This window comes from Psychroserpens sp., assembly GCF_047633235.1.
Lineage (GTDB): Bacteria > Bacteroidota > Bacteroidia > Flavobacteriales > Flavobacteriaceae > Psychroserpens.
In genome coordinates this window covers 1-23,815 of sequence record NZ_JBLIET010000040.1, presented here as the reverse complement: position 1 = coordinate 23,815, position 23,815 = coordinate 1, and the positions used below count along the sequence as shown (strand labels likewise).

Genomic DNA, 23,815 nt, shown 5'->3' with positions numbered 1-23,815 from the left:
ATAAAAACCAAGCAAACTCAAATTAGACATAAATTTGCTAAATTAACAATTTTGGTGTAAATTAGCACCAAAATAAAATGTTATGGCAAGGCAAAGTATTTCATTCACTCAACCGAATGATGAGTGGTTAAAAAACCAAGTTGATAAAAAAGAATACTCAACTAAAAGTGAATTAGTAAACGATTTAATTAGACAAGCAAGAAAACAGCAAAGGCAAATTGACTGGATAACTGCAAAATTAGAAAAAGCTGAAAATAGCGGATTTACGCATTTGAGTAAAGAACAAATATTGGCGGAATCAAAGTCTTTGATTTAATGGCAAATTATAAAATAAGTAATTCAGCTAAAGAAGACTTAATAAGAATTCACAGATATGGAATTGGAAAATTTGGAATGTCTCAAGCTGATAAATATTTTAATGCATTATTTGAATATTTTGATATTATAGCAAAAAGCCCATTCTCATTTGAATCAGTCGAGTATATAAAGACAGATTATAGACGTTGTGTTTGTGGTTCTGATAGTATTTATTACAAAATAGGTGATAATAATATTGTTAAAATTATGGCAATAATTGGAAAACAAGATTTGAAAAATATCCTCTGATTTTAAAAAATTACAGTTGCCAACACCGTATATCATTTATTGCTAGTTCTCGCCTACTTACCAAAATCCTAGCGGATTTTCTATTCAGTTTGTATTTACTAAATTAGTTGCTTAACCAAGCAACTAACCATACACAACAACGTTAGCGGTCATAGTGAGCCGTCCAGAAATAAGACTACATAATTTACAACCTGATACTTTAATTTACCTTACTTACTCAAATGACTTTATATAGAAAGTAATACTGTTTCAAAATATCACAAAACATTTATAAATTAAAAATCTAGTTTACTTTTTTCGGTTTATTTTTTGAGATTTAGAATAAAAAAACCAAAAAATCATCTATCTCCTGTTTCAATTGATATCATAAATAGCTCATAACACAAAGACTATTTCATAATTTTTGTATCACAAACAAACAACATTGTTTCTTTAAGTTCGTAGCGATTAAAACCCCTAAAACTGACTTTATGATAACATCTGTTATCATAAACAATGGTTCAAATCAATTGTTTTTGATTTGTGATATTACAAAAATATTACACGATTTATCACAAAAACTTCTGACACCTTATTGTAATAGAATATTAAGAATAGGCCCCTCTCCTCTGTCAATAAAATCTTCCAATACGTTTTCATTCAATAAAAACTTCTCTACCTCTTCGTCGTTGAATTTTTTGTCATCATTGTAGGACTTATGAAAATCAAAATGATCTCCATCATAACCCATCCCGACTCTAACCAAAAGTAAATTGTTTAGAACTTCATCAAACTCCCGCACTAAACTTTCAGGAAGATAATTCTCAGTTCTTTTTAATGTTTTAACATAACGTTCTAAATCATTTTTCTCGACTTCACGCTTATCGTTTTCACATTTTCTATAAATCCAAACTATCAATTGTAAAAACTCTTTTGAAAACAAAAACTCCTCACGTTCCAATTTCAACCTTTCGCGGCTACAGCAACTTCCATTGTGAACTGCTTCCAATAAATCACGCAGGTATTTAGAACTAGTTATATTTTCCTTCTAAGCCTCAGTAATAATTATCGCCTTTAATACTTTCGGTATTCTAAAATTAAGTGTTGCATCTTCACCTGTGATTGATTTCTTATTACTTATTTATGTCGATTTAGATTACTATAACTGTACATTAAATACTGTTTTTAGAAGAAATATTTCAGCCTCTTGTGGTGTAATAAGCACCTTCTTTTTATTAAGTTTTGGCTTCACTAGATTCTCTAATATACGTTCTTTCAGTGCCCGACCACCAGTTATAAAATCAGGAATTTTAGAAATATTTTCTGTAGTCAATTAAATACTATCAAAATAATTTTTTATATGGTCTGGAACAGAAAAATGCTTTTGAATATAATCCCAATGTTTAACAAATGCTTCTTTCTGAATTTCAAATGAATTTATAGTTTCTTCACTACAGTTAGAAATATCGTCTTTGACATGCTCTACCATCCAATTCGATATCTGTTTGTAAAATGCAACGCTTAGAGAATATCTTTCGGACAGAAAACGGAACGCTTCAGAGGTTAACTTAACTTTCAAATCTAGGAGCTCATAGATGTTTTTATCCAATGACGAAGCTTTCCCTAATAAATAAAAATTGGAGGCACCATTATTAAGTATATAATTATCTCCATTCTCACGCATTAGAATAACAGTACTGAACACGGTATCGAATTCTTTATCCATCCACTTGTCATCCAAATCAGCCCACATTTTTCGAGGTAAGTAAAATATGAGTGGCTTATACAATCGATGTATTAATTCACTGTGCTTATCTTTTAAAGACTTTTCCAAAATACGAACTTAGGATTTTATTAATTCAGAATAATCTGCAGGAAACTCGGCATCAATATCGCATAGATATTTCTCAAGGGCTTGCATTGAGGAATGCCCTGTAATTTACATCAATTTACTTTTAGATTCGAATGGTGACGACCCCTTGACTAACTCGCGATATAATTTTGTAATATAAGTATGTCTAAAGCTATACAACCCATAATCTGCTCCCAAATTAAATGGATCTTTGACAACACGCTTGAACCGTTTAGAAAAGTAATCCCGCTTGTTGCTTAACTCGGATTCCCAAATCCCTCCTATACCATCAGGCGTAAACAAACTATCTTCTTTATTTAGCTTCGAGAGATCTGGCAAATCTTTAAGCAACAAATCCGGTATGATTTTAGTCTTTAAAGGACTGTTCTTGGCTTTAAATTGAATGCGCTTATTATTTGTGTCTAGATCACCAACACGCAATCTACAGACTTCTATTGGCCTCAAAAAATTGTAGGATATAAATTTTATAAAGAGCAATAAGGTTTTGTCGGTTTTCTCCAAATGTTCAAAAATATCCTTTTGCTCCTCCTTTGAGAACGTTTTGTTTCTTTGCGGTACAGATTTTAATACAGGTATCTTTTTTATAAAGTTGGTCGGGATAATATCATTATCCTCAAACGCCTGCATAATACTACTTAAATCAGTTCGATAATTATTCCGATTTCTAGGACTGGTTTGGTCTAAAATATGATTTAAAAAATCCATTACCACTTTCTTGTCAATATCGGTAATCGCTTTTAGGTCTGGATGATGCTTTTCAACCCAAAGCAAAAAATTCTTTAAACGATTTTCATAACTACGTCTTGTGGTATCGCTTATTAGCTTTTCCTTGTACTTCAAACCCTTTGTGAAGGCTTCTTTACAGGATAAAACGAACACTTTCGGCTCAATCACTATCTCAACTTTAGGTTCTATACTATTTTTTATAACATCAGTATCTGTAATTGGATTTAGTTTTTTATCCTCACGATCCTCATAACGTGTAGTATTATCGTTAAAGGGATTAAATCCCTAATTTAATAAACTTAAAAGCTTTACTCTATAAACACTTAAAATAATAAGTCGATCTTCTTTTGTATTACATCTATTAGCACCGCCATAGACATTTTTCATGCGTTGGAGTGTTCCAGATTCAGGATTTCGATAAGTGTAATAGACGTAACAACGCTTGTTTAAATTTCCATTAGCATCATAAATTTTTGGGACTGAAAAAAGGGTTTTGTTTGGCAAATCGTGTTCTAAAACGTGTTCATTTTGAACCTCTAAGGTAACCAATTCATAAATAGTTTGCATAAAAAAACGGTTTAGAGTGAACTAAACCGTTGATTTTGAAAGAATTTAATCTAGTAGCGGGAACTGGACTCGAACCAGTGACCTTCGGGTTATGAGCCCGACGAGCTACCTACTGCTCTATCCCGCGATTTAAAATCTATAATAACTGTCTTAGCTTTTGACTTTCGGCTCATAATACCGACTCAATCATTTTAGGACTGCAAATATATAAGCTTTTTTAGATATTACCAATTATATTACTAGAAGATTTTAGGAGAATATTGCTTAAATATTTACTTGCTTAATCAATAAGGTTTTAAGCCCACTAAGAAGACTCTTTGTTCTTCTACAATGAAGATTTATAAACTAATTTATCCTATTATTAAACAATCGGTACAAAAAAATAGCTCTTAACGCATATGTGTTAAGAGCTATTTTTACTTTATCAGTATATATTATAATTAATCGTCATCTATATCAAGTGTCACAATCGTACCTTGATTTACTACATCAACATAATCAAACTGTTTTAGATTTGGAAGTTGAGTTTTAAGTTGTGCCAATTCTCCTTTAAAATCATTGTTACCAATAAGCAATACTTTTAAACTTTTAAGACTAGCCATTTGATTCGGTAATTTGCCGTAGAAGGCATTGTTAGATATCACTAACTCTTCTAGATTTATTAGGCTACAAATAGAGTTTGGTAATGTCCCAAAGAAATTATTTTCAAAAATACTAAGAATCTTTAAATCTTTAGCTTTAGAAATCGTTGCTGGTAACTTACCTGAAATCTGGTTGCTACTTAGTAATAATTCCTTCAATTTAGTTAATTTACCAATTGTCATTGGTAATTCACCTGTTAATTGATTATTATATAATTCTAGCGTATTTAAATTTGATAACTGACCAATTGTTGCAGGAATCTCACCTTTGATCATATTCATGAATAACTTTAAATTTTTCAAAGATTTTAATTCTCCAATCTCCTCAGGCAAAGGATGTGTGAGCATGTTAAAAGATACATTTAAAGTCACTAATGACTTTAAGTTTTTAATTGAAGAGGGTATCCCTCCAGAAATTTTATTTCTAAAAAGATTGATATGCCTCAAATGAACTAAATCTCCAATTTCTTGAGGAATTACACCTCTAAGATTATTGAATTCTAAATTGATTCCAATAACTTTGTCTCCCTTCACAATAACACCATACCACTCTTGAACTGGCTTGTTTAAATCCCACGTCGTTCTCCACAGCGCACCATGAGTTGAGTTATAAATTGCTTTTAACGCCTCTTTTTCTTTTGTTGATACGTTGCCAAAGGACAATAGGGTAACAAGAAAGAATAACAATGTGAATTTAACAGTTTTCATAATAGCACGGTTATCTGAGGGAAGCATTTCTATCACGAATCTAAATAAATATCAGTTAAACGACAAATTTTTTCGACCAAACGCAATGCCGTTCATCGAAAAAAAATTAAAAACCTAATAATCAGTACTTTACAGCAAACTATTGTTCTATGTTTTCTGCTTCAAAACTAGTAATTTCCTGATTATCAGTCGAAACTCGAAGTTGAATAGGATTGCAACACACCTCACAATCTTCAATATATTGCTGCTGATATTGCGACACGTCTATAAGCATTGAGATAGATTCCCAGCAATATGGACATTGAAAAAAGTGTTCTTGCATAATTTTTTTTCAGAAATTAGAATTCAGTATTCAATAATTCTCCACTTGATTGAAGTAGTGTCAATTCAACTCATTTGGCATTTAAATAAATGATGATTAATTAATGAACTTTATAATCAAATAATCCACACACAAAAGTATTTAAATCCAATTGAGAAATCAGTTAAAAAAAACTTAAAACAAAACTTAGACTAATTCATCCAATTCGTGTTGCACGGTTTCCCAATCTGACATTAATTTTTTTAACTTATTCTTTTTAGCCTGATAGTTATCAAAAAAACTTGGATTTGCAGCAGTGTCGTCGTAATTAGTCGCTAATTCCAAATCATCTGCTTTGACATCTTTTTCTAAGGTATTTATCTTAGACTCTATATTACTCAATCTATTATTTAGAGACTTGAACTTTTTTTGACTTTGATAAGAATGCTTATTCGTTTCTTTAGGTGTATCTTTAATGACGGTCCGCTTTTCTACTTCCCGTAAATTCTCAACATTACGCTCTTCTAAATAAAAATCAATATCACCTAAATATTCTTTTATCTTTTGATCCTTAAATTCATAGATACTATTTGTTAATCCTTGAAGAAAATCCCTGTCATGAGATACTAAAATTAAAGTGCCTTCAAATTTTTTAAGTGCTTCTTTGAGAACATTTTTAGATTTGATATCCAAGTGGTTTGTAGGCTCATCCATCACCAATACATTAAGCGGTTTGAGCATCAATTTTGCTAGAGCCAAACGATTTCGTTCTCCTCCAGAAAGCACTCTTACATATTTTTCTGCCTCGTCACCTCTAAATAAAAAGGATCCTAGAATATCACGAACCTTACTTCTATTCGTTTCATTGGCAGCATCAATCATCGTATCTAAAACGGTTTTGCTCCCATCTAAATATTCAGCTTGATTTTGAGCGAAATATCCTATTTGTACATTATGACCTAATTTTAAATCACCTTGGTGTTTAAGTTCACCAACTATTATTTTTGCTAGTGTAGATTTTCCTTGTCCATTTTGCCCAACAAAAGCCGTTTTACTATCCCTTTCTATAAGTAGGCTAATATTTGATAACACATGATTATCGCCATAATTTTTGGATATCTTCTCTGCCTCAATAACCACTTTTCCAGGTGTGATCGATACTGGGAAATTTAAAGTCATCACACTATTATCATCTTCATCAACTTCTATGCGATCCATTCTATCCAACTTCTTAATAAGTGATTGAGCCATTGTTGCTTTGCTAGCTTTGGCTCTAAACTTCTCAATAAGCTTTTCGGTTTGTTCAATTTGCTTTTGTTGGTTCTTTTGCGATGCTAACTGTTGTGCTTTAAGCTCATTTCTCAGTACTAAAAACTTTGAATATGGTTTTGGATAATCGTATATTCTTCCCAAGGAAATCTCAATAGTACGGTTGGTAACATTATCTAAAAACATCTTATCATGAGACACAATTACTACTGCTCCAGAGTAGCCCTTTAAGAAATTCTCTAACCAAATAATAGATTCTATATCCAGGTGATTTGTTGGCTCATCCAGAAGCAAAATATCATTATTTTGTAATAATAATTTTGCTAATTCAATTCGCATTCTCCAACCACCAGAAAAGGTATCTGTTAGCTTCTCAAAATCTTCACGCTTAAAACCTAGCCCTTGTAATATCTTTTCGGTTTCACCTTGATAATTATAACCACCAATAATTTCATATTGGTGCTGAACCTCGTTGAGATCAATCATCAACTGATTATAACCTTCGCTTTCATAATCAGTACGCTCTGCCAATTGGGTATTAATATACTCCATTCTAGCTTCTAGCTCTTTAATTTCTTTGAAAGCTTCATAGGACTCTTGCAGCACTGTTTTTCCAAAGACGAAATCAATATCCTGTTTTAAAAATCCAAAACTCAGATTTTTATCTGCTGCAATTTGTCCAGAATCTGGTTCTAGTTCTTTAGACAAAATTTTGAGCATTGTGGATTTACCTGCTCCGTTTTTACCTATCAAACCAATACGGTCACCAGGACTTAATTTAAAGGTAATATCTTCAAACAAGAATTCGCCTTGAAATGATATGGAAAGATTATGAATATTGAGCATTTGCTACTTTTATTACAATGAATTATTTATTAAAACGTAAATTTGTATTTTATATACAGAGCGCAAAAGTAATCAAATTTAAGTCATGTTAAAAGGCACAAAAATTTATAGCATTTTTACGGGTACTTGTCCGAAATGCCAAAAAGAATCTATGTACAAAACGAAGAACCCTTATGTACTTAGCGATGTGTTTAAGATTAATGATAATTGTTCTAATTGCAAACTAAAATACCGCCTTGAACCGTCATTTTTCTATGGATCTATGTATGTTAGTTACGGTGTTGGAATCGCCTTCGCTGTGACTGCTTTTTTAATAAGTTACTTAGGTTTTGAAACGTCTTTATTAACTGCTTTTATTGCTATTATTTTAACTATGATTGCTTTAGGACCAATAATCATGAGACTTTCTAGAAATATTTGGATTAACCTATTTGTTAGTTATGACAAAAATTTATTGAAAAAATAATATAACAGTTTTTATGTTTTCTTCAGAAATTAGCTGTACTCACTAATTCTTTATTCTTTTAATATCTATTTCTGGATCTAGTAGTTCTCCAGCTTCAATATGATTGAATAGTTGTTCTGCAACATATGGAGAAATCATAACACCTCTCGTACCTAACCCATTAAGCACAAAAATATTTTTAAAATCTGAATGAGACCCCACTAAGGGTCGTCTATCTTTCGTAGTTGGTCTTATCCCAGCCACTTGTGTTACAATTTTAAAATCACATTTGATAATCTGTTGTAATTTGTTTACTAGTTGGTCTTTTGCATTCTCAGTAATGCTATGTGTTTTGTCTTCGCGTTCATATGTGGCTCCAATCCAAAATAAATCATCGCCTAACGGGACAATGAACACAGAAGATTTCATTATAAATGCCATCTTTAGATCGGGAGCTTTAATGGTTAGCATTTCGCCTTTTGTACCCCTTAAAGGCAGATGGCTAAAGAATGGATTTTTAGCAATCCCAAAGCCTTCAGCAAATACAATATACTTTGCGCTTATATCTTTATATGCAAGATACTCGGGGGTCACTTCTAATAGTTCATGTTGAAACTCCTCAAGTTTAAGTTTATCGTCTTTAAGAAGATAGTTACGATAGGACTTCACTAATTGTAAAGTATCTATCCTTCCAGAGTGCAAGACTTCTCCAAAACCAAAATCTGCCTGTATAACATCAGTGGTGTTCTTTACTAAATTAGTAGATAAGAACTCTTCCAGAACAGGTTTATCTGAAGCTGTGAACCAGTCATTCTGTTCTTCAACCGACACGAATCGTCTATACACAGGTAATTGATAATCTAATTTCACACCAAGAAGGTGCTCAAGCGTTTTGTATTTTGGGATTGCTAAAGCTAACTGTTCTTTTGCATTCCAAACCTTTGTAAATCGTTTTAAAATCACAGGGTTATATAAACCGGCAGCGACGCTTGACGATCGTTGGGAGTTGTTATCAAAGACAACAAACTTTTTATTGGCAGCTCTTAGTTGCTCGCAAAACGCAATACCTGCCAAGCCATTACCAACTATAATATAATCTAAATGTTTCACAAAATCACCATTTAATAATTAAACCGGTACTACAAAGGTAAAGAAGATATGATGAGAATGATTTGACTTTATTTAAAAAGATTCTCATTTCCGAAGTAACAAAACAAAAAACGCCCACTTTAAAAGTGAGCGTTTTTTTATATAATTTATGTTTTTCTTAGTAAGACCACATGTCTTGTTCGAAGTTGCGTATCTTTTCTTTAATACGATCAGACTCTAAAAGTTGCATTAACGCATTATCTGCGATGTAATCTTTAACCTCTCTATCACCATATACATTTTCTTCTTTGTACATATAACCATTAAAACGCCTAGAATTCAGTAAATGATCAAACGTCAATGGCATAGCACTGTTTTTGTTATTAAACGCTTTAGCCTCGTGCAATACCTCTCTTACTTCTGGATAGAATACCCAAAATAAAGCATTAGGCACTCTTTGAGCCTCGTCCTCAGAATCTAAAAAGTTGACATCTGGCGCTGCTGGTGCAATACCGAGAATTCTATACTTCAATTCTCCATGACGCTTATCGAAATACCACAGGCCCTTAATTAAATAAGCGCTAATGTGGTACGCCTCAATGTTAGTTGTTGTGATATACTCTGGATCTACATAACCATCAGCATTTAATTGATCGTAACCAATATCTAAAGTATCTACTTTAGTGGTAATGTCTTGAAGTTCCTTAACGGTTCTTTTCTGAGAAAAATAAGAATCATTATATACGTTTTGTATTCTTCCACTTTTTACAGCTTTAATCAAAGTATGATATAAAGAGCGTCTTTCTTTACCGATATTATTAGTATCCACAGGAAAGTATAATGGAAAGTTTACACGTTCATCTAAAACAACTTTTTCCCAAGTCATTTTAGAAAACAAAATGTCTCTATCATCAACATAACCATATTCTAACGGTTTGTCATAATCTAATGCTAATTGCGCTTCTGTCTTAACACCAACTTCACTAGGCTTTTTGGCATTTAAAATATTGGCCTGCGAAAACATGCTAGATGTTATACAAACCGTGGCAATGATTGATAATAAAAATTTATAATTCATCTTTTTAAATTTTAATTTGGGTTACTTTTTAAGTTGATTAATTAGTCAACTCAATAATAAGTGGTGATGCTGGTTTAATAGCTGGTCCATTAGTTCTTGACTTGATATCAAAAATTTGAACTTGTGATCCTCTTGGAGCACTTCTTAATGCTGACTTTGCAGAATCATTAAGTCTATTGCCCGAACATGTTACAGAAGGCTTCCCTTCTATTTTAATCTTAAATTCTGTTACTGTTAAAGGCAAATCAAAATCAAAGTCCTCTAGAACTGCTTCGATTTTACCAATCTCAACATTATTTCTAGGCAGTTTTGCAGTACCTGTTTGTCCTGCAATACGACCAGCTGGTTTTGGGATATCTTTAATTCTAAATATAGCTTTATCACTTACTTTAGAACCATCGTCTAATGTTGCTGTAACGTTTATTGTCACCTCTCTTCCAGATGTTGGCACCATTGAGTATTTTCCTGTTCCTGAACCTTTTTTCAATCCAGATCCAGATGCGGACACTTTATTATCTGGCACACCAGCAAATGAAATCGTCATTGGATTATCAACACCACGATACACAACGTTCATCTTATCTGCAGAAATAGTTGCAGAATTCGGACGTGGCACTACCACGTAGTTAGCTACAATTGGGATAGGTAATTCTTTACCATTCTCAATAAAAGTAAATTCACCGTTGATAGTATGCTCACCAACATTACCCACATTAAAATCTAATGTAGCAGCACCGGTTGAATCAATCGCTTTTGATAAATCTACTTCTATACCTTGCACCATTAATTTAGTTGGTGGCACGTTGGCATACTTACCAATAACTACTCGGCCTTGAAATTTCTCACCTGCAAAAAACGCAGATTTATCAGCTAGTACAATAGCTTTATAGTTATTAAGTGTTGTTGCTTCGGATAATGTATTACCTAAAAATAAGCTATACAGATTTGCCTCTGTTACTTTAACATCGTTTTGCAACGCTGTTAATTTAGTATAAGACGCAATCGCCGGAAAAGCTTGAAAATTAGCATTTAAATAATCAATTTCTTTCCCATCTTTATTGGGCACTTTAGCAAGACTGAAACTCTTTTCAAAACTTTCACTTTCACCTCTGTAACTTTCGTCAGTTGCTAAAATTTTCTTAATATCCGTTTTATAAGCATTTATTTGAGCCATGACTTCGTCACCTTTCTTCGTTAGACGATCACCAGTAAACCAAGCTTCATCAAGAATATCCGTTTTATCCATAGCTTCAAATGGTAACTTACCGGTTTTAGGATCAACTTTATAACCCCCTGCTCTTAGTAAGTCTACTTTTATAGTCTCTATGTATTTAAAAAGTTTATCTGAAGCAATCTGAACCTGTTGTGCTCTCGCTGCTGGTATTTTAAATTCCTCAGGTTTTTCAGTCCCCTTAGTGCTTAAATCCATCAACATTGCTTCATTTCTATTTGCTGTTGATTCGTTTGCATTAGCAAACTTTGTTTCCATTAAACCGAAAGCAGACAATACCTCTTTCGACATGTTCATAGCCATCATTGCGATGAAGACTAAGTACATTAAGTTAATCATTTTCTGCCTTGCAGATAATTTTCCTCCTGCCATGTTAATTAGTTTTTTTAGTTGTTAATGATTATAGTTAATAAAACTAATTAGTTTTTATTCATTGCTGTTAACATTCCTCCGTATACACCATTTAAAGACGATAAGTTAGATGCCAGTGATTGCATTTGTTCTTTTAATTTCTCAGCGTTAATAACAGACTCTTCGTTAATTGTCGCTTGACGACTAGCACTTTCCATTTGCACCTTGTAAAGACTATTTAAAGACTCCATTTGGGCAGCAGCTAAATACAATTCTTCACCGTATTTCTTTTGTGCATTCATAGCATCAACAGCTGGGCTAATTCCTTTTGCCGCGCCTTCAAAATTCTTAATACTGTTTCCTAAACTTGCCATTAATTCACCATCAATTTTTGCGTCTTTTAATAAATCATCTAATTTCTTAGATAATAACCCTTCAGCATCTTTAGGCTCTTCCTTTTTAGCTTTTTTAGAAATTAGCTGTCCTCCAGCCAATTCAGGATATACTAAAGACCAATCTAATTCATTTCCTTGTCTTTCAAATGCAGAATACGTAAATACTAAGGCTTCAACAATCATACCTATTGTAAGAATAAGTGATCCATAAGGCCAATGTTGAATTTTAAATAAAGCTCCAAGTATAACGATTGCAGCTCCAAGTCCATAGACCATATTAGCGATTGTGATTTTTCCCTTCTGTGCCATAATTTTGTTTTTTAGTTTTTAAAGTCAATGTGACTTAAGTAGATTAATGTTTAGTTTAGTTAATTAATTAATTTTTTAGTTCGTAGCAGCGTTTTTAGTGACCTCAGTTCCCATGTAATCTTGAACGGTTCTAAAGCCAATATAACTTCTTGCAGAATCAGCGTATTCGTAATCTCTAGAACTTACTTGCAAGAAATATGCAACATCTTTCCAAGAACCTCCCCGAACAACTTTACGTTCATTATCTGGATTATTAACACTTGGATTAAATGATGACATGTATTCGTATGAAGCAGCATCATATGAGCCTTGTACCCATTCTGAAACATTTCCAGCCATATTATATAAGTTAAAATCATTTGGCTCATAAGCATCAGCCTCTACAGTATATAAGGCTTGATCTGCAGCATAATCCCCGCGTAAGGGTTTAAAGTTTGCCATAAAACAACCTCTATCATTCTTAGCATATGGCCCACCCCATGGATACGTTGCTCCTTGAAGACCGCCTCTTGCTGCATATTCCCATTCTGCTTCAGAAGGTAATCTGTAAGAATTTACAAATTGTCTTCCTTTTGATTTTCTGTAAGAATTATGATATAAAGTTCTCCATTGACAGAATGCTTTTGCTTGTTTCCAAGACACCCCTACTACTGGATAATCTCCATAAGCATCATGCCAAAAATAGTCGTTGTGCATTGGCTCATTATATGAGTAAGAAAAATCTCTAATCCAAGCAGTTGTATCTGGATACACAGTGACCTCTTCTGTTATGATAACATCCTTACGGCTTAAATCTCTGTTTTTCGCAGCTTTTTGAATGTCCATGTACTTATACTGGAATTTAAATTTCTTCACATCCCAAGTGCGTTGACCATTGTAAGACTCCTCAATTGGAAGATGCATGGTATCCATAACCTCAGCATAGTACTCGTCTGGATAATCTGCAGTATCAAAAACCAAATCAATATCTTTATTTAATTTTTTACCTTCATAGCCTGTAGGTCCTAGGCCACTATAGTTATTATCCATGTATTTTTCGTAAACAGTCATATTTGCTGGATCTGCATTGTTAAATGCAAATTCTCCAATACCACCATTCCCTGGAGTTTCTCCGATCTCATCAGCTAGAATAGCTAATTTGGTTCTTAAGGTAGAATCTCTTACCCACTCTACGAATTGACGGTACTCACTATTAGTGATTTCGGTCTCGTCCATATAAAAGGCTCTCACGGTTACTGTTCTAGTTGGCGCATCTTGTACTCCTGCTAAATCGTCATCAGATTTTCCCATTATAAATGCACCACCTGGCACAAGTGCCATACCATAAGGTTTTTCTGGGTGCCAGTTCTTTCCTTTAACGCCTACGAGTTGTCCTCTGTCTCCAGAGTTACAGCTAACCATTAGGGCTAAAACGGTTGTCAATAAGGCAAACTTCTTAATATTCATAGAAACTTGAGGTTAAATTATTTAGTTGTAATTATTATATTTATTCTTGTACTTACTTATTTTGAGGATGTAAACATATTTATATATATTGTAAATTCCAATTTTTTTTCAATCTTTTTTACACTTTATCCCAAAAAGTTAACATTTCATCGATTAAAGATATGTTAAATTTTAGAGTATATAGACACTAAAAACTATTCTTTTTATAGGCTTTATACCAGCGTTCAGGTGTTTTACCGCGACTTGCTTCTAGATAATCTTCATGCGTGCAAGGTAATAACGTATGCTTTTTTAATTTATTATTAACATTTGGCAAAAAAGGAATTTCTATCCACCAACGTCCCGTTTTTAAACTTTTGTAAAAAATCAACTCATCATCCTCTATTAGAACATTATACTTTTGATGGTTATCAGTATTACTAAAATCGTCATCTTTAATCCTACAATTAAAACCTTCTATAAAATACCATATCATCTGTGATATTAGCATAGGCGTTGCATCTAATTCATAGGTGGTTTTAAATTCATAAATCCCAAAAGAGGACACTTTATTGCTAATTCCAGCATATCGTGCAATTGCGCATACCTCTTTACCATTAAAGCCATTGGGAGAAAATTTTTGCTTGGCACCAACCTCTGCTGCTCTAACAGATTTTAAATCCATAGTCACAATATGCGCATCTCTCATTACGGGCTCTACCAACTGAATAGAATGCGTAACTTCTCCTAAACGATAAGACTCAAAGTAAAGTTTATCCATCAAGTCGATTTCTTCTTGAGAATTAAAATAGGTTTGATAACCAACTACAGAATAATTAAATAGATTGTAAGGTTGCTCTAGAATTATTTTCCCAAGGAAACTATTATTTTTCATTTCTATGGAAGCGTCGCCAAGATCAAAATTAGAGTCTACATTTACGATATTAACCATAGGTGACATCGTATCATAAGCGCGATAATTAGCATAGGTCAAATCCTGACTTCCTCCCAGTATAATAGGGATGACTTTGTTCTCTATTAATACTGAAATTAAAGTTCGTAACGCGTAATACGTATCTTCAATAGTTGAACCAGCTGGAATATCACCTAAATCGGCAATTGTTGTATGCCAATTTCCAGGAAACAAAGAATATAGGGATGTTCTTATGGTATCGAAATTTAATTCCTCTCCCATATAATTAACATCATTACGGTTTTCTTTAACACCTATAATGGCCAGTTTCACACCATCTAAGTCTGGAATACCGTTTTGAGTAGAATGAATTTTTATTTTTTTTCCTAGCGCCTGCTCAGATAGTAGTTCATTATGAGCTAATACTGAATCTGAGACGGGAGACAAAAAATTAAAATTCATGGTCTTACTTATTTTTTAGTAGCAGCTTTCTTTTTAGTAGTTGCTTTTTTAGTTGCTATTTTTTTCTTTACAGGTGCTTTCTTTTTAGCCGCTGCTTTTTTCTTTGGCGCTTTTTTTTCTATTTCTTTTTGAGCCTCTTCTAAGGTCATGTCTGTAACATCTACAGTTTTAGGAAGCTCAACTTTTATTTTACCTTTAATAATGTTGTGTCTTCCCCAACGTGCTTTCTCAATGCGAATTCCTTCATCTTCCCAGTTGTGAATGACTTTATCGATTTCTTTCTGAATCTTGTCTTCAATTAAAGTTACAACATCACTATCAGATAGATTGTCCCAATCATACTTTTTATTGACGTTGATAAACATATTATTCCATTTTATAAATGGTCCAAAACGTCCTTTACCTTTTTGAACTGGCAGCTCTTTGTACATATATATAGGAGCATCGGCTTTTTGCTTCTCCTTGATTAACTCAATAGCCTGATCCATTTCTACATCTAAAGGATTAGTTCCTTTTGGAAGTGACACAAATGCCTTACCAAACTTCACATAAGGCCCAAAACGACCATTATTAACTTCGATTGGCTCATCTTCGTAGGTTCCTAGACTTTTAGGTAACTGAAACAAATCCATCGCCTCTTCATAGGTAATTGATGCTAATTGCTGATCTGGTGATAAACTAGCAAAGGTTGGTTTCTCTTCATCGTCGACGGTACCTATTTGCACCATTGGTCCAAATTTCCCTAAACGCACACTCACTTGTTTTCCTGATTTTGGATCTTTACCTAAGATACGTTCTCCAGACTCTCTCTCAGCATTTTCTTGAACATCGACAACTATAGGATGAAAGCCCTTGTAGAACTCCTTCATCACTTTTTTCCAGTCTTCTTTACCCTCTGCAATTTGATCAAAATCTGCTTCAACTTTAGCCGTAAAATTGTAATCTAGGATATTTCCGAAGTGAGTTACTAAAAAGTCTGTTACAATCATACCTATATCTGTAGGTACAAGCTTCCCTTTATCGCTATTAACTTTTTCGGTTAAGCTATTATCCTTAAGTTTCCCTTGCTGAAGTAATAGTTGCGTATACTCACGCTCTACCCCTTCATTAGTTCCTTTTTCTACGTAATTTCTATTCTGAATTGTTGAAATTGTTGGCGCATAAGTTGATGGTCGACCAATACCAAGTTCCTCCAATTGTTTCACCAAAGAGGCTTCTGTAAATCTATAGGGTGCACGTGAAAAACGCTCAGTCGCTGTAATATAACTATTTAGTAAGGTCTCATTTACTTTCATTGCAGGTAACATGCCTTCCTGCTCAGTATCTTCATCATCAGTACCTTCGAGATAGACTTTTAAAAAGCCTTCAAAAGTAATAACCTCTCCATTTGCAGTAAATGTTTCGTTGTGCGTTGACGCGTCAATTTTCACATTAGTACGCTCTAACTCTGCATCGCTCATTTGAGAAGCAATGGCACGTTTCCAAATTAGATCATATAACCGTGATTGATCACGCTCAATATCTACAGAATGTTTATTAAAATCTGTAGGTCTAATGGCTTCGTGAGCTTCTTGAGCACCTTTAGATTTTCCTTTATATTGTCTTGATTTACTAAATTTTGAACCATAAGAATCTTCAATTTCTGCTTTTGCTCCTTTTCGGGCCTCATCAGATAAATTAACACTATCGGTTCTCATATATGTGATCAAACCAGCTTCGTATAAACGTTGTGCGTTTTGCATCGTTCTACTAACCGAATAGCCCAACTTTCTTGACGCTTCTTGTTGCAGAGTAGATGTTGTAAATGGCGCTGCTGGTGATTTTTTAGCTGGCTTTTTTTGCAGATCTGCTACTTTAAAACCTGCATTTGCATTAGATTCTAAAAATTTATATGCTTTTTCTTTGGTTGAGAAGTTCTTCGGAAGTTTCGCTTTGAATGTCTGCCCATCTTCGTTAGAAAACTCAGCATCAATCCTGTAAGAAGCTTCTGGTGCAAAACCTATTATTTCCCGTTCTCTCTCAACTATTAATCGAACAGAAACAGATTGTACGCGTCCTGCAGATAAACCTCCTTTTACTTTTCTCCATAACACAGGAGACAACTCATAACCTACAATTCTATCTAATACACGACGGGCTTGTTGCGCATCTACCAAATCATAATCAATATCTCTTGGATTTTCAATGGCTTTTTGTATAGCACTTTTAGTAATCTCATGAAAGACAATTCGTTTTGTCTTTGCTTTATCAAGACCTAGAGTTTCTGCTAAATGCCAAGCTATTGCTTCTCCCTCTCGATCCTCATCACTTGCCAGCCAAACGATATCCGCTTTTTTAGCAAGATCCTTTAGTTTTTTAACGATGTCTTTTTTATCTTTAGAAACCTGATAATTAGGTTTAAAATCCCCCTCTACATCAACTCCTAGTTCTTTTGAAGGCAGATCTGAAATATGACCAAAGCTAGATTCTACTTTAAAATCTTTACCAAGAAATTTTTCTATGGTTTTGGCTTTTGCTGGTGATTCTACGATGACTAAATTCTTCGGCATATATGATTTTTTGAGGCTACAAATGTATGTGAAAAAAAAGTTATCTTCCTAATTAAAGTGAGTTTCGACTTAAAAAAGCATCGTTTCATCTATTTAAAAACAAAAAAAATAAGCAAATTCAATTTGGGCTAAATCTAAAACTTATAATTGAGTATCCCATCAATAGGTATAAGTCAATGACTCCGTAAAACCCTCAATATTTAAAATGATTTCATTAGCACCACCTACTTGGATTGGTCTTAAATCAAAGGATCGCCCTTGCGACACAATTGCTAAACATGCTTCGTTATTAGTAAAAACAAGTTTTAAGTATCGTTGCTCTGGAAAAGAGTCTCCAACATCATCAGAAGCTACTAAAACCAAACTCCACGAATTACCGTCACAACCACTAGCAGATATATTAACAAAAAGGCAACTATCACTAATCTCTAAACTATTAAACTCATACTCATGAGTTTGTGCAGATTCAAAAAAAGAATCATCAACAACCACAGTTTGATCACAAGGCACATAATCAAAATCGTCATCATCGCATTGCGTGTTCATTAGTAATAGTATAAAACAAAAACAAGCAATCAGAATTCTCGGTAATTTCATAAGATGTATTTTACTATTAGACGAAAAACGACTTAAAGGGTTGCGTCAAAATTTTTTTTATTTCCAATATGTTTTAGTTCATCTATGTCTTCATCAAAACCAATGACTTCTTTATAGATGAAATATAATGGAATAAAAGCAAATGATGCCGTCACAAGAATACCAATACCGCACATTAACATACCGACCATTTGCGCCAATATTCCTGCGATGAAAGTAATCCCAAACGTGATAAACCATTTCTTATTACCTAAATCAAAACTTGCTTTGATTAGATTAGAACCAGATATTTCCGGATTAAAAGCATAAACAACAACTAGTAAGTTAAGTGGCACCATCACATAAATAATTGGAAATACGCACAATAAAACTGCTAATAAATTAATTCCAAAATAAGCTAAAGACAGTATAATCGTTTTTAAAAGATATGGTTTCCGAAGAAAAAACAAATAATCATCTTTCCCTACCATATCTGTATCTTTTTGACGCATAATTCTAAACAATCCAGCTTTTAGACCAAATGTAACGACTAACATAATAAATGCAAAAAGCACATACGCAAGGACAAAGAAAACAACAGCCATCACCTCCATTCCTTCAAAAAAGCGTGGACTTTCAGAATCTACAAGACTAAAAACGACCATTGGCACATAAATAAAAATCACAAATGGGATAACGAAAGCCATCATAATTAACCATATCATGAGCCCTTGAAGCCAAACTTTTTTAAATAGCTCGATACTATCATTTAAAAGCGTACCAAAATCGAGTTGCCTAGCCTTATTAATCTTGTATTGAATTTCTGAGAATAACATACGTTGAGTTATTATATTTATTTTTTCAAATTAAGCAAAATAAAATGCATCTTCAAAACAAAATCCGCTATGACACTTTGTCACAATCTTCTAAATTATACTATCTTTGCATCTGCCTGCTGAAAGGTTGGTGCGAATATTGAATAAATGACATTTAAAAATGAGATTCCCGTTTACATGGGAAATGCTATGGACAAAACAATTGACGAAAGTAAACAAGGTAACAACCTCGTTTTAGAACAAAAAAAAGGAAATACGCGTAAGCTTTTTATTGAAAGCTATGGCTGCGCTATGAATTTTAGCGATAGCGAAATTGTGGCTTCTATTCTTGCCAATCAAGGTTTCAATACCACTCAAAATCTTGAGGAAGCCGATTTGGTTTTAGTCAACACCTGCTCTATTCGTGATAAAGCAGAGCAAACTGTTAGAAAACGACTAGAAAAATACAATGCCGTAAAACGTATCAATCCTAAAATGAAAGTTGGTGTTCTTGGCTGTATGGCTGAGCGATTAAAAACCAAATTTTTAGAAGAAGAGAAAATTGTTGACCTCGTTGTAGGACCTGATGCTTATAAAGATTTACCTAATCTATTAGCAGAAGTTGATGACGGTAGAGATGCCATAAATGTCACCCTCTCTAAAGATGAAACTTATGGAGATATTTCTCCCGTGAGGCTTAACACCAATGGTGTCACTGCACTTGTATCCATAACACGTGGTTGTGATAATATGTGTACATTTTGTGTTGTCCCTTTTACTAGAGGTCGAGAACGCAGTCGTGATCCACAAAGTATCATCGGAGAAATTAATGATTTATGGAATAAAGGTTATAAGGAGATTACACTTTTAGGTCAAAATGTGGATAGTTATTTGTGGTATGGTGGCGGACTCAAAAAGGATTTGGTTAAAGCCAGCGATATGCAAAAAGCGACTGCTGTTCATTTTCCACAATTGTTAGAACTATGTGCTAAAGCGCAACCTAATATGCGCATTCGATTTTCAACTTCTAATCCTCAAGATTTAACCCTTGACGTGATTCATACCATGGCAAAATTTGACAATATTTGTAAGCATATACATTTACCTGTTCAGAGCGGAAGCAACCGTATTTTAAAAGAAATGAATCGTTTACATACGCGTGAAGAGTATTTTGAACTCATCGATCATATTAGGCGCATTCTTCCCGAATGTTCTATTAGCCAAGATATGATTGCTGGTTTCCCTACGGAAACAGAACAAGACCACCAAAACACGTTAAGTTTAATGGAATACGTGAAGTATAATTTTGGCTTTATGTACATGTACTCTGAACGACCAGGAACAATGGCAGGACGCAAATTGGAAGATGATGTGCCTGAAGACACTAAAAAGCGGCGCCTTTCAGAAATAGTACAATTACAACGTGAGCTTGGCGCTATTCAAATTAAAAAATATTTAAATACTGAGGTTGAAGTCCTTATTGAACGTGAGTCTAAAAAATCAAACGAGCAATGGTCTGGAAAAACATCACAGAATATAGTTGCTGTTTTTCCGAGAGAAAATTATAAGATTGGAGAATTAGTCAAAGTTAAAATTTTAGATTGCACTAGTGCTACTTTGATTGGTGAAGCAGTTGGATATTCAAATTAGAACTAAGAATTAAAAATGGAAAGCATACAAGCCATAAAACAACGTTTCGGAATTATAGGAAACGATCCAAAACTCAACAGAGCGATTGAAAAAGCCATCCAAGTTGCACCTACAGATATTTCGGTATTAGTTACTGGAGAAAGCGGAGTTGGTAAAGAAAGTATCCCAAAAATCATACACCAATTATCACATCGCAAACACGGTAAATACATTGCAGTAAACTGTGGTGCAATCCCAGAAGGAACTATTGATAGTGAGCTTTTTGGTCATGAAAAAGGAGCTTTTACTGGTGCTACTGGAACACGTTCTGGATATTTTGAGGTCGCAGATGGTGGTACTATTTTTTTAGATGAAGTTGGAGAACTACCCTTAACAACCCAAGTACGCTTATTACGTGTTCTTGAAAATGGTGAATTCATAAAAGTAGGTTCTAGTAAGGTTCAAAAAACCGATGTTAGAATTGTCGCTGCGACAAACGTCGAGATGTTTGAAGCCATAAAGAAAGAAAAATTTAGAGAAGACCTTTTTTATAGATTAAGTACTGTAGATATCAACATTCCTCCACTTCGTGAACGCAAGGAAGACATTCATTTATTGTTTAGAAAATTTGCCAGTGATTTTGCTTTAAAATATAAAATGCCCACTATCAAAATCACCGATGATGCTATCCCGATTTTACAAAAACACCGTTGGAATGGTAACATTCGTCAGTTGCGTAACGTAGCTGAACAGATTTCTGTATTAGAACAAAATCGCACCATTACTGCTGCTACGCTTGATGGTTATCTGCCTAACGGAAGCAACAATCTTCCTGCAGTTATCAACAAGAAAAAGTCGGAAAGTGATTTCAGTAACGAAAGAGAAATCCTATATAAAGTCCTTTTTGATATGAAAAACGACCTAAACGATCTCAAAAAGTTAACGATGGAACTAATGAAAAGTGGGAACGTTTCCGAAGTTGAAAAAGAGAATGAAAGTTTGATTGAGAAAATCTACGGAGAACCTCAAAAAGACAACTATACAGAAGAGTTTCAGGATTTAGAAGTAATGGCAATTGCAGAAAAATCAGAAAAACATTTTGATCCTGATGATAAAAATCAAAATATAGATAAATATCATTTTGCTGAAGAAATTGAAGAGGAAGAAACACTATCTTTACAAGACAAAGAGCTTGAATTGATTAAAAAGTCGCTTGAACGTCACCAAGGAAAACGCAAGCTTGCTGCTGCCGAATTGGGTATTAGTGAACGAACCTTATATAGAAAAATTAAACAGTACGACCTTTAATACAAGATTATGAAGGCTATTGAAATAGTTCTAACAAGAAAGTCGTTTTCTAGAAATAGTTATTACTTTACAAGACAACAGCGGAAGGTTTAGCTCACGTAGATTTTGATGTTGCTAATAAGGCAATTATATCTAAGCTCACATAACGATGAACCGTAACACGTATTAAAGCATGAAAAACATCAAACATCCTATCTTTGTATCAGTATTTTTACTTCTATTAGGTTGTGGACCGTATTCTTTTACAGGAGTTCAAGATTTAAAAGCAAAAACATTTCAAGTTAATTATTTTCAAAACACTTCAGATTTAATAGAACCTGGTTTTGATAGAGATTTCAAACTTGCCTTAGAAGATTTGATTGTTAACCAAACCAATTTAAATATTACCACATCAAATGGTGAATTGATTTATGAAGGAGAAATTGTAGAATACCGAATTTCTCCAACTACAGCGCAATCCAACAGTACTGCGGCCCAAAACAGATTATCAGTAACGGTTAACTTACGGTTTTTTGACACTACTAATCCCGAGGAGGAATTTGAACAACGTTTTTCACATTTTTTTGATTATCCTGGTAGCCAGCTCTTACAAGGTACTCAGAAAGATGCAGCACACGAAGAAATTTTTGAACGTATCACACAAGATATTTTTAATGCAACATTGGCAAAGTGGTAAATGAATAAATCAGATTTCACATACATACTTCAAAACCCGCAGCACATTACAGATGAGCAGACGAATGAGTTACATGATTTAAGTATTACATATCCATACTTTCAATCGGCAAGGGCATTACACCTTAAAGGGTTAAAAAATACAGGGAGTTACAAATACAATCAAGAATTAAAAACTACAGCTGCTTACACGACAGACCGCAGTATTCTGTTTGATTTTATTACTTCAGAAATATTCAATCAAAACGAAATATCGCAAATCATCAAACAAAACTCAGAACATCTCAAAAGCTTAACTGTTAATGATCTTGACGATATCTCAGTCAATAAAAGTGTTACTATTGACGATGCGCTTAAACAACATATAAAAAACACAGAAGGCGTTCTTGATCCAAACCTATTTGAGCAAAAAATAAACCCAGAAGATGTTGCTCATTTCTTATCACTTCAAAACACTATTACTGAAAAAGTTATTATTAATATTGACGTCAAACATATAGAAAAAAAACCTGAAGATATTCTTCAAATTGGTAAACCGTTAGAGTTCGTCACAGAAGAAACTCACTCCTTTACTGAGTGGCTAAAAATAACAAGTTTTAAACCTATACAGAGAGACGATAGCGCGATAACTGATGACCAATCCAACGATAAAACAATTGAAATTAGTGATAATTCTCAAGAAGAGAAATCGGCTTTAGTCAACAAAAAATTTGAACTTATAGATAAATTTCTGGAAAGTAGTCCGAAAATTGTTCCCATTAAAGAAATGAGAAAAGCAAATGCCGATACTAGTGATCAAATTGCTCATGACGGATTGATGACAGAGACTCTAGCAAGAATTTACCTAGAACAAAACAACTATGCTAAGGCAATTCAATCTTATAAAATATTAAGTTTGAAATATCCAGAAAAAAGTGGTTTCTTTGCAGACCAAATTAAAGCAGTAAAAGAATTACAAGAAAATAATACACAAAAATAATGAATACGTTTACTATCTTTTTAATCTTAATCATACTAGTTTCATTTTTACTAGTTGTAGTCGTTATGGT

General features: G+C 33.6%; 24 protein-coding genes and 1 tRNA gene. 7 read left to right on the top strand and 18 right to left on the bottom strand.

Annotation, left to right across the window (positions count from 1 at the left end):
* The first annotated feature begins 82 nt into the window (after positions 1 to 82).
* Together ACJAZK_RS12060 and ACJAZK_RS12055 are read left to right on the top strand one after the other, a co-directional pair.
* Positions 83 to 316, top strand: a complete 234-nt coding sequence (locus ACJAZK_RS12060) for a ribbon-helix-helix domain-containing protein (RefSeq protein WP_415224207.1) — start codon at positions 83 to 85, stop codon at positions 314 to 316.
* Positions 316 to 606 carry a type II toxin-antitoxin system RelE/ParE family toxin gene (locus ACJAZK_RS12055; protein WP_415224206.1) on the top strand — a complete coding sequence of 97 codons (291 nt, stop codon included), beginning with the start codon at positions 316 to 318 and terminating at the stop codon, positions 604 to 606. The genes ACJAZK_RS12060 and ACJAZK_RS12055 overlap by 1 nt, the downstream gene beginning before the upstream one ends.
* A 571-nt stretch (positions 607 to 1,177) precedes the next feature.
* Here the strand turns inward: ACJAZK_RS12055 and ACJAZK_RS12050 are convergent.
* The 9 genes from ACJAZK_RS12050 to ACJAZK_RS12010 form a co-directional block, all read right to left on the bottom strand.
* Positions 1,178 to 1,552 carry a hypothetical protein gene (locus tag ACJAZK_RS12050; RefSeq protein WP_415224205.1) on the bottom strand — a complete coding sequence of 125 codons (375 nt, stop codon included), beginning with the start codon at positions 1,550 to 1,552 and terminating at the stop codon, positions 1,178 to 1,180.
* A gap of 192 nt (positions 1,553 to 1,744) precedes the next feature.
* On the bottom strand, positions 1,745 to 1,918 hold the full coding sequence (locus ACJAZK_RS12045; protein ID WP_415224204.1) for a hypothetical protein: 174 nt from the start codon (positions 1,916 to 1,918) through the stop codon (positions 1,745 to 1,747).
* The gene (locus ACJAZK_RS12040; protein ID WP_415224203.1) at positions 1,919 to 2,419 is read right to left on the bottom strand and encodes a hypothetical protein; all 501 of its coding nucleotides are present in this window, start codon (positions 2,417 to 2,419) and stop codon (positions 1,919 to 1,921) included.
* Between the two features lie 105 nt (positions 2,420 to 2,524).
* Complete coding sequence (locus tag ACJAZK_RS12035; RefSeq protein ID WP_415224202.1) at positions 2,525 to 3,298, bottom strand: tyrosine-type recombinase/integrase; 774 nt, start codon at positions 3,296 to 3,298, stop codon at positions 2,525 to 2,527.
* 171 nt (positions 3,299 to 3,469) lie between these two features.
* Positions 3,470 to 3,751 (bottom strand): hypothetical protein, encoded by a 282-nt coding sequence (locus ACJAZK_RS12030; protein ID WP_415224201.1) that lies wholly within the window; start codon positions 3,749 to 3,751, stop codon positions 3,470 to 3,472.
* A 54-nt stretch (positions 3,752 to 3,805) separates the two neighbouring features.
* Positions 3,806 to 3,878, bottom strand: a tRNA-Met gene (locus ACJAZK_RS12025).
* A gap of 313 nt (positions 3,879 to 4,191) precedes the next feature.
* Positions 4,192 to 5,100: a Two component regulator three Y domain protein gene (locus ACJAZK_RS12020; RefSeq protein WP_415224200.1), complete on the bottom strand. Its 909-nt coding sequence runs from the start codon at positions 5,098 to 5,100 to the stop codon at positions 4,192 to 4,194.
* Positions 5,101 to 5,239: 139 nt separating this feature from the next.
* A complete protein-coding gene (locus ACJAZK_RS12015; protein ID WP_415224199.1) occupies positions 5,240 to 5,422 on the bottom strand; it encodes a CPXCG motif-containing cysteine-rich protein in 183 nt (60 codons plus the stop codon).
* 186 nt (positions 5,423 to 5,608) lie between these two features.
* The gene (locus tag ACJAZK_RS12010; protein ID WP_415224198.1) at positions 5,609 to 7,516 is read right to left on the bottom strand and encodes an ABC-F family ATP-binding cassette domain-containing protein; all 1,908 of its coding nucleotides are present in this window, start codon (positions 7,514 to 7,516) and stop codon (positions 5,609 to 5,611) included.
* 85 nt (positions 7,517 to 7,601) lie between these two features.
* On the opposite strand from ACJAZK_RS12010, the gene ACJAZK_RS12005 reads away from it, so the two are divergent.
* Positions 7,602 to 7,982 carry a DUF983 domain-containing protein gene (locus ACJAZK_RS12005; RefSeq protein ID WP_415224197.1) on the top strand — a complete coding sequence of 127 codons (381 nt, stop codon included), beginning with the start codon at positions 7,602 to 7,604 and terminating at the stop codon, positions 7,980 to 7,982.
* 42 nt (positions 7,983 to 8,024) lie between these two features.
* Here the strand turns inward: ACJAZK_RS12005 and ACJAZK_RS12000 are convergent, their stop codons facing one another.
* From ACJAZK_RS12000 to ACJAZK_RS11960, 9 genes are all read right to left on the bottom strand, one after another.
* Entirely contained in the window at positions 8,025 to 9,071 is a 1,047-nt protein-coding gene (locus ACJAZK_RS12000; RefSeq protein ID WP_415224196.1) for an NAD(P)/FAD-dependent oxidoreductase, read from the bottom strand.
* Between the two features lie 157 nt (positions 9,072 to 9,228).
* Entirely contained in the window at positions 9,229 to 10,128 is a 900-nt protein-coding gene (gene gldN / locus ACJAZK_RS11995; protein WP_415224195.1) for a gliding motility protein GldN, read from the bottom strand.
* A 37-nt stretch (positions 10,129 to 10,165) separates the two neighbouring features.
* The gene (gene gldM, locus ACJAZK_RS11990) at positions 10,166 to 11,731 is read right to left on the bottom strand and encodes a gliding motility protein GldM (protein ID WP_415224194.1); all 1,566 of its coding nucleotides are present in this window, start codon (positions 11,729 to 11,731) and stop codon (positions 10,166 to 10,168) included.
* 47 nt (positions 11,732 to 11,778) lie between these two features.
* Positions 11,779 to 12,414, bottom strand: coding sequence for a gliding motility protein GldL (gene gldL / locus ACJAZK_RS11985; protein ID WP_415224193.1), 636 nt, complete (start codon positions 12,412 to 12,414; stop codon positions 11,779 to 11,781).
* Between the two features lie 75 nt (positions 12,415 to 12,489).
* Positions 12,490 to 13,860, bottom strand: a complete 1,371-nt coding sequence (gene gldK, locus ACJAZK_RS11980; protein ID WP_415224192.1) for a gliding motility lipoprotein GldK — start codon at positions 13,858 to 13,860, stop codon at positions 12,490 to 12,492.
* Positions 13,861 to 14,047: 187 nt separating this feature from the next.
* Positions 14,048 to 15,214, bottom strand: coding sequence for a formimidoylglutamase (locus ACJAZK_RS11975; protein ID WP_415224191.1), 1,167 nt, complete (start codon positions 15,212 to 15,214; stop codon positions 14,048 to 14,050).
* A gap of 8 nt (positions 15,215 to 15,222) precedes the next feature.
* Positions 15,223 to 17,763, bottom strand: coding sequence for a type I DNA topoisomerase (gene topA / locus ACJAZK_RS11970; protein WP_415224190.1), 2,541 nt, complete (start codon positions 17,761 to 17,763; stop codon positions 15,223 to 15,225).
* A gap of 159 nt (positions 17,764 to 17,922) precedes the next feature.
* Complete coding sequence (locus tag ACJAZK_RS11965) at positions 17,923 to 18,309, bottom strand: hypothetical protein (protein ID WP_415224189.1); 387 nt, start codon at positions 18,307 to 18,309, stop codon at positions 17,923 to 17,925.
* 83 nt (positions 18,310 to 18,392) lie between these two features.
* On the bottom strand, positions 18,393 to 19,175 hold the full coding sequence (locus ACJAZK_RS11960) for a hypothetical protein (protein WP_415224188.1): 783 nt from the start codon (positions 19,173 to 19,175) through the stop codon (positions 18,393 to 18,395).
* Positions 19,176 to 19,364: 189 nt separating this feature from the next.
* On the opposite strand from ACJAZK_RS11960, the gene miaB reads away from it, so the two are divergent.
* The 4 genes from miaB to ACJAZK_RS11940 all read left to right on the top strand — a co-directional run bounded on the left by miaB (position 19,365) and on the right by ACJAZK_RS11940 (position 23,745).
* Entirely contained in the window at positions 19,365 to 20,804 is a 1,440-nt protein-coding gene (miaB, locus tag ACJAZK_RS11955) for a tRNA (N6-isopentenyl adenosine(37)-C2)-methylthiotransferase MiaB (protein WP_415224208.1), read from the top strand.
* A 15-nt stretch (positions 20,805 to 20,819) separates the two neighbouring features.
* Complete coding sequence (locus tag ACJAZK_RS11950; RefSeq protein WP_415224187.1) at positions 20,820 to 22,091, top strand: sigma-54 interaction domain-containing protein; 1,272 nt, start codon at positions 20,820 to 20,822, stop codon at positions 22,089 to 22,091.
* Positions 22,092 to 22,263: 172 nt separating this feature from the next.
* Positions 22,264 to 22,767: an LptE family protein gene (locus ACJAZK_RS11945; protein ID WP_415224186.1), complete on the top strand. Its 504-nt coding sequence runs from the start codon at positions 22,264 to 22,266 to the stop codon at positions 22,765 to 22,767.
* Positions 22,768 to 23,745, top strand: a complete 978-nt coding sequence (locus ACJAZK_RS11940) for a hypothetical protein (RefSeq protein WP_415224185.1) — start codon at positions 22,768 to 22,770, stop codon at positions 23,743 to 23,745.
* Positions 23,746 to 23,815: the final 70 nt, after the last annotated feature.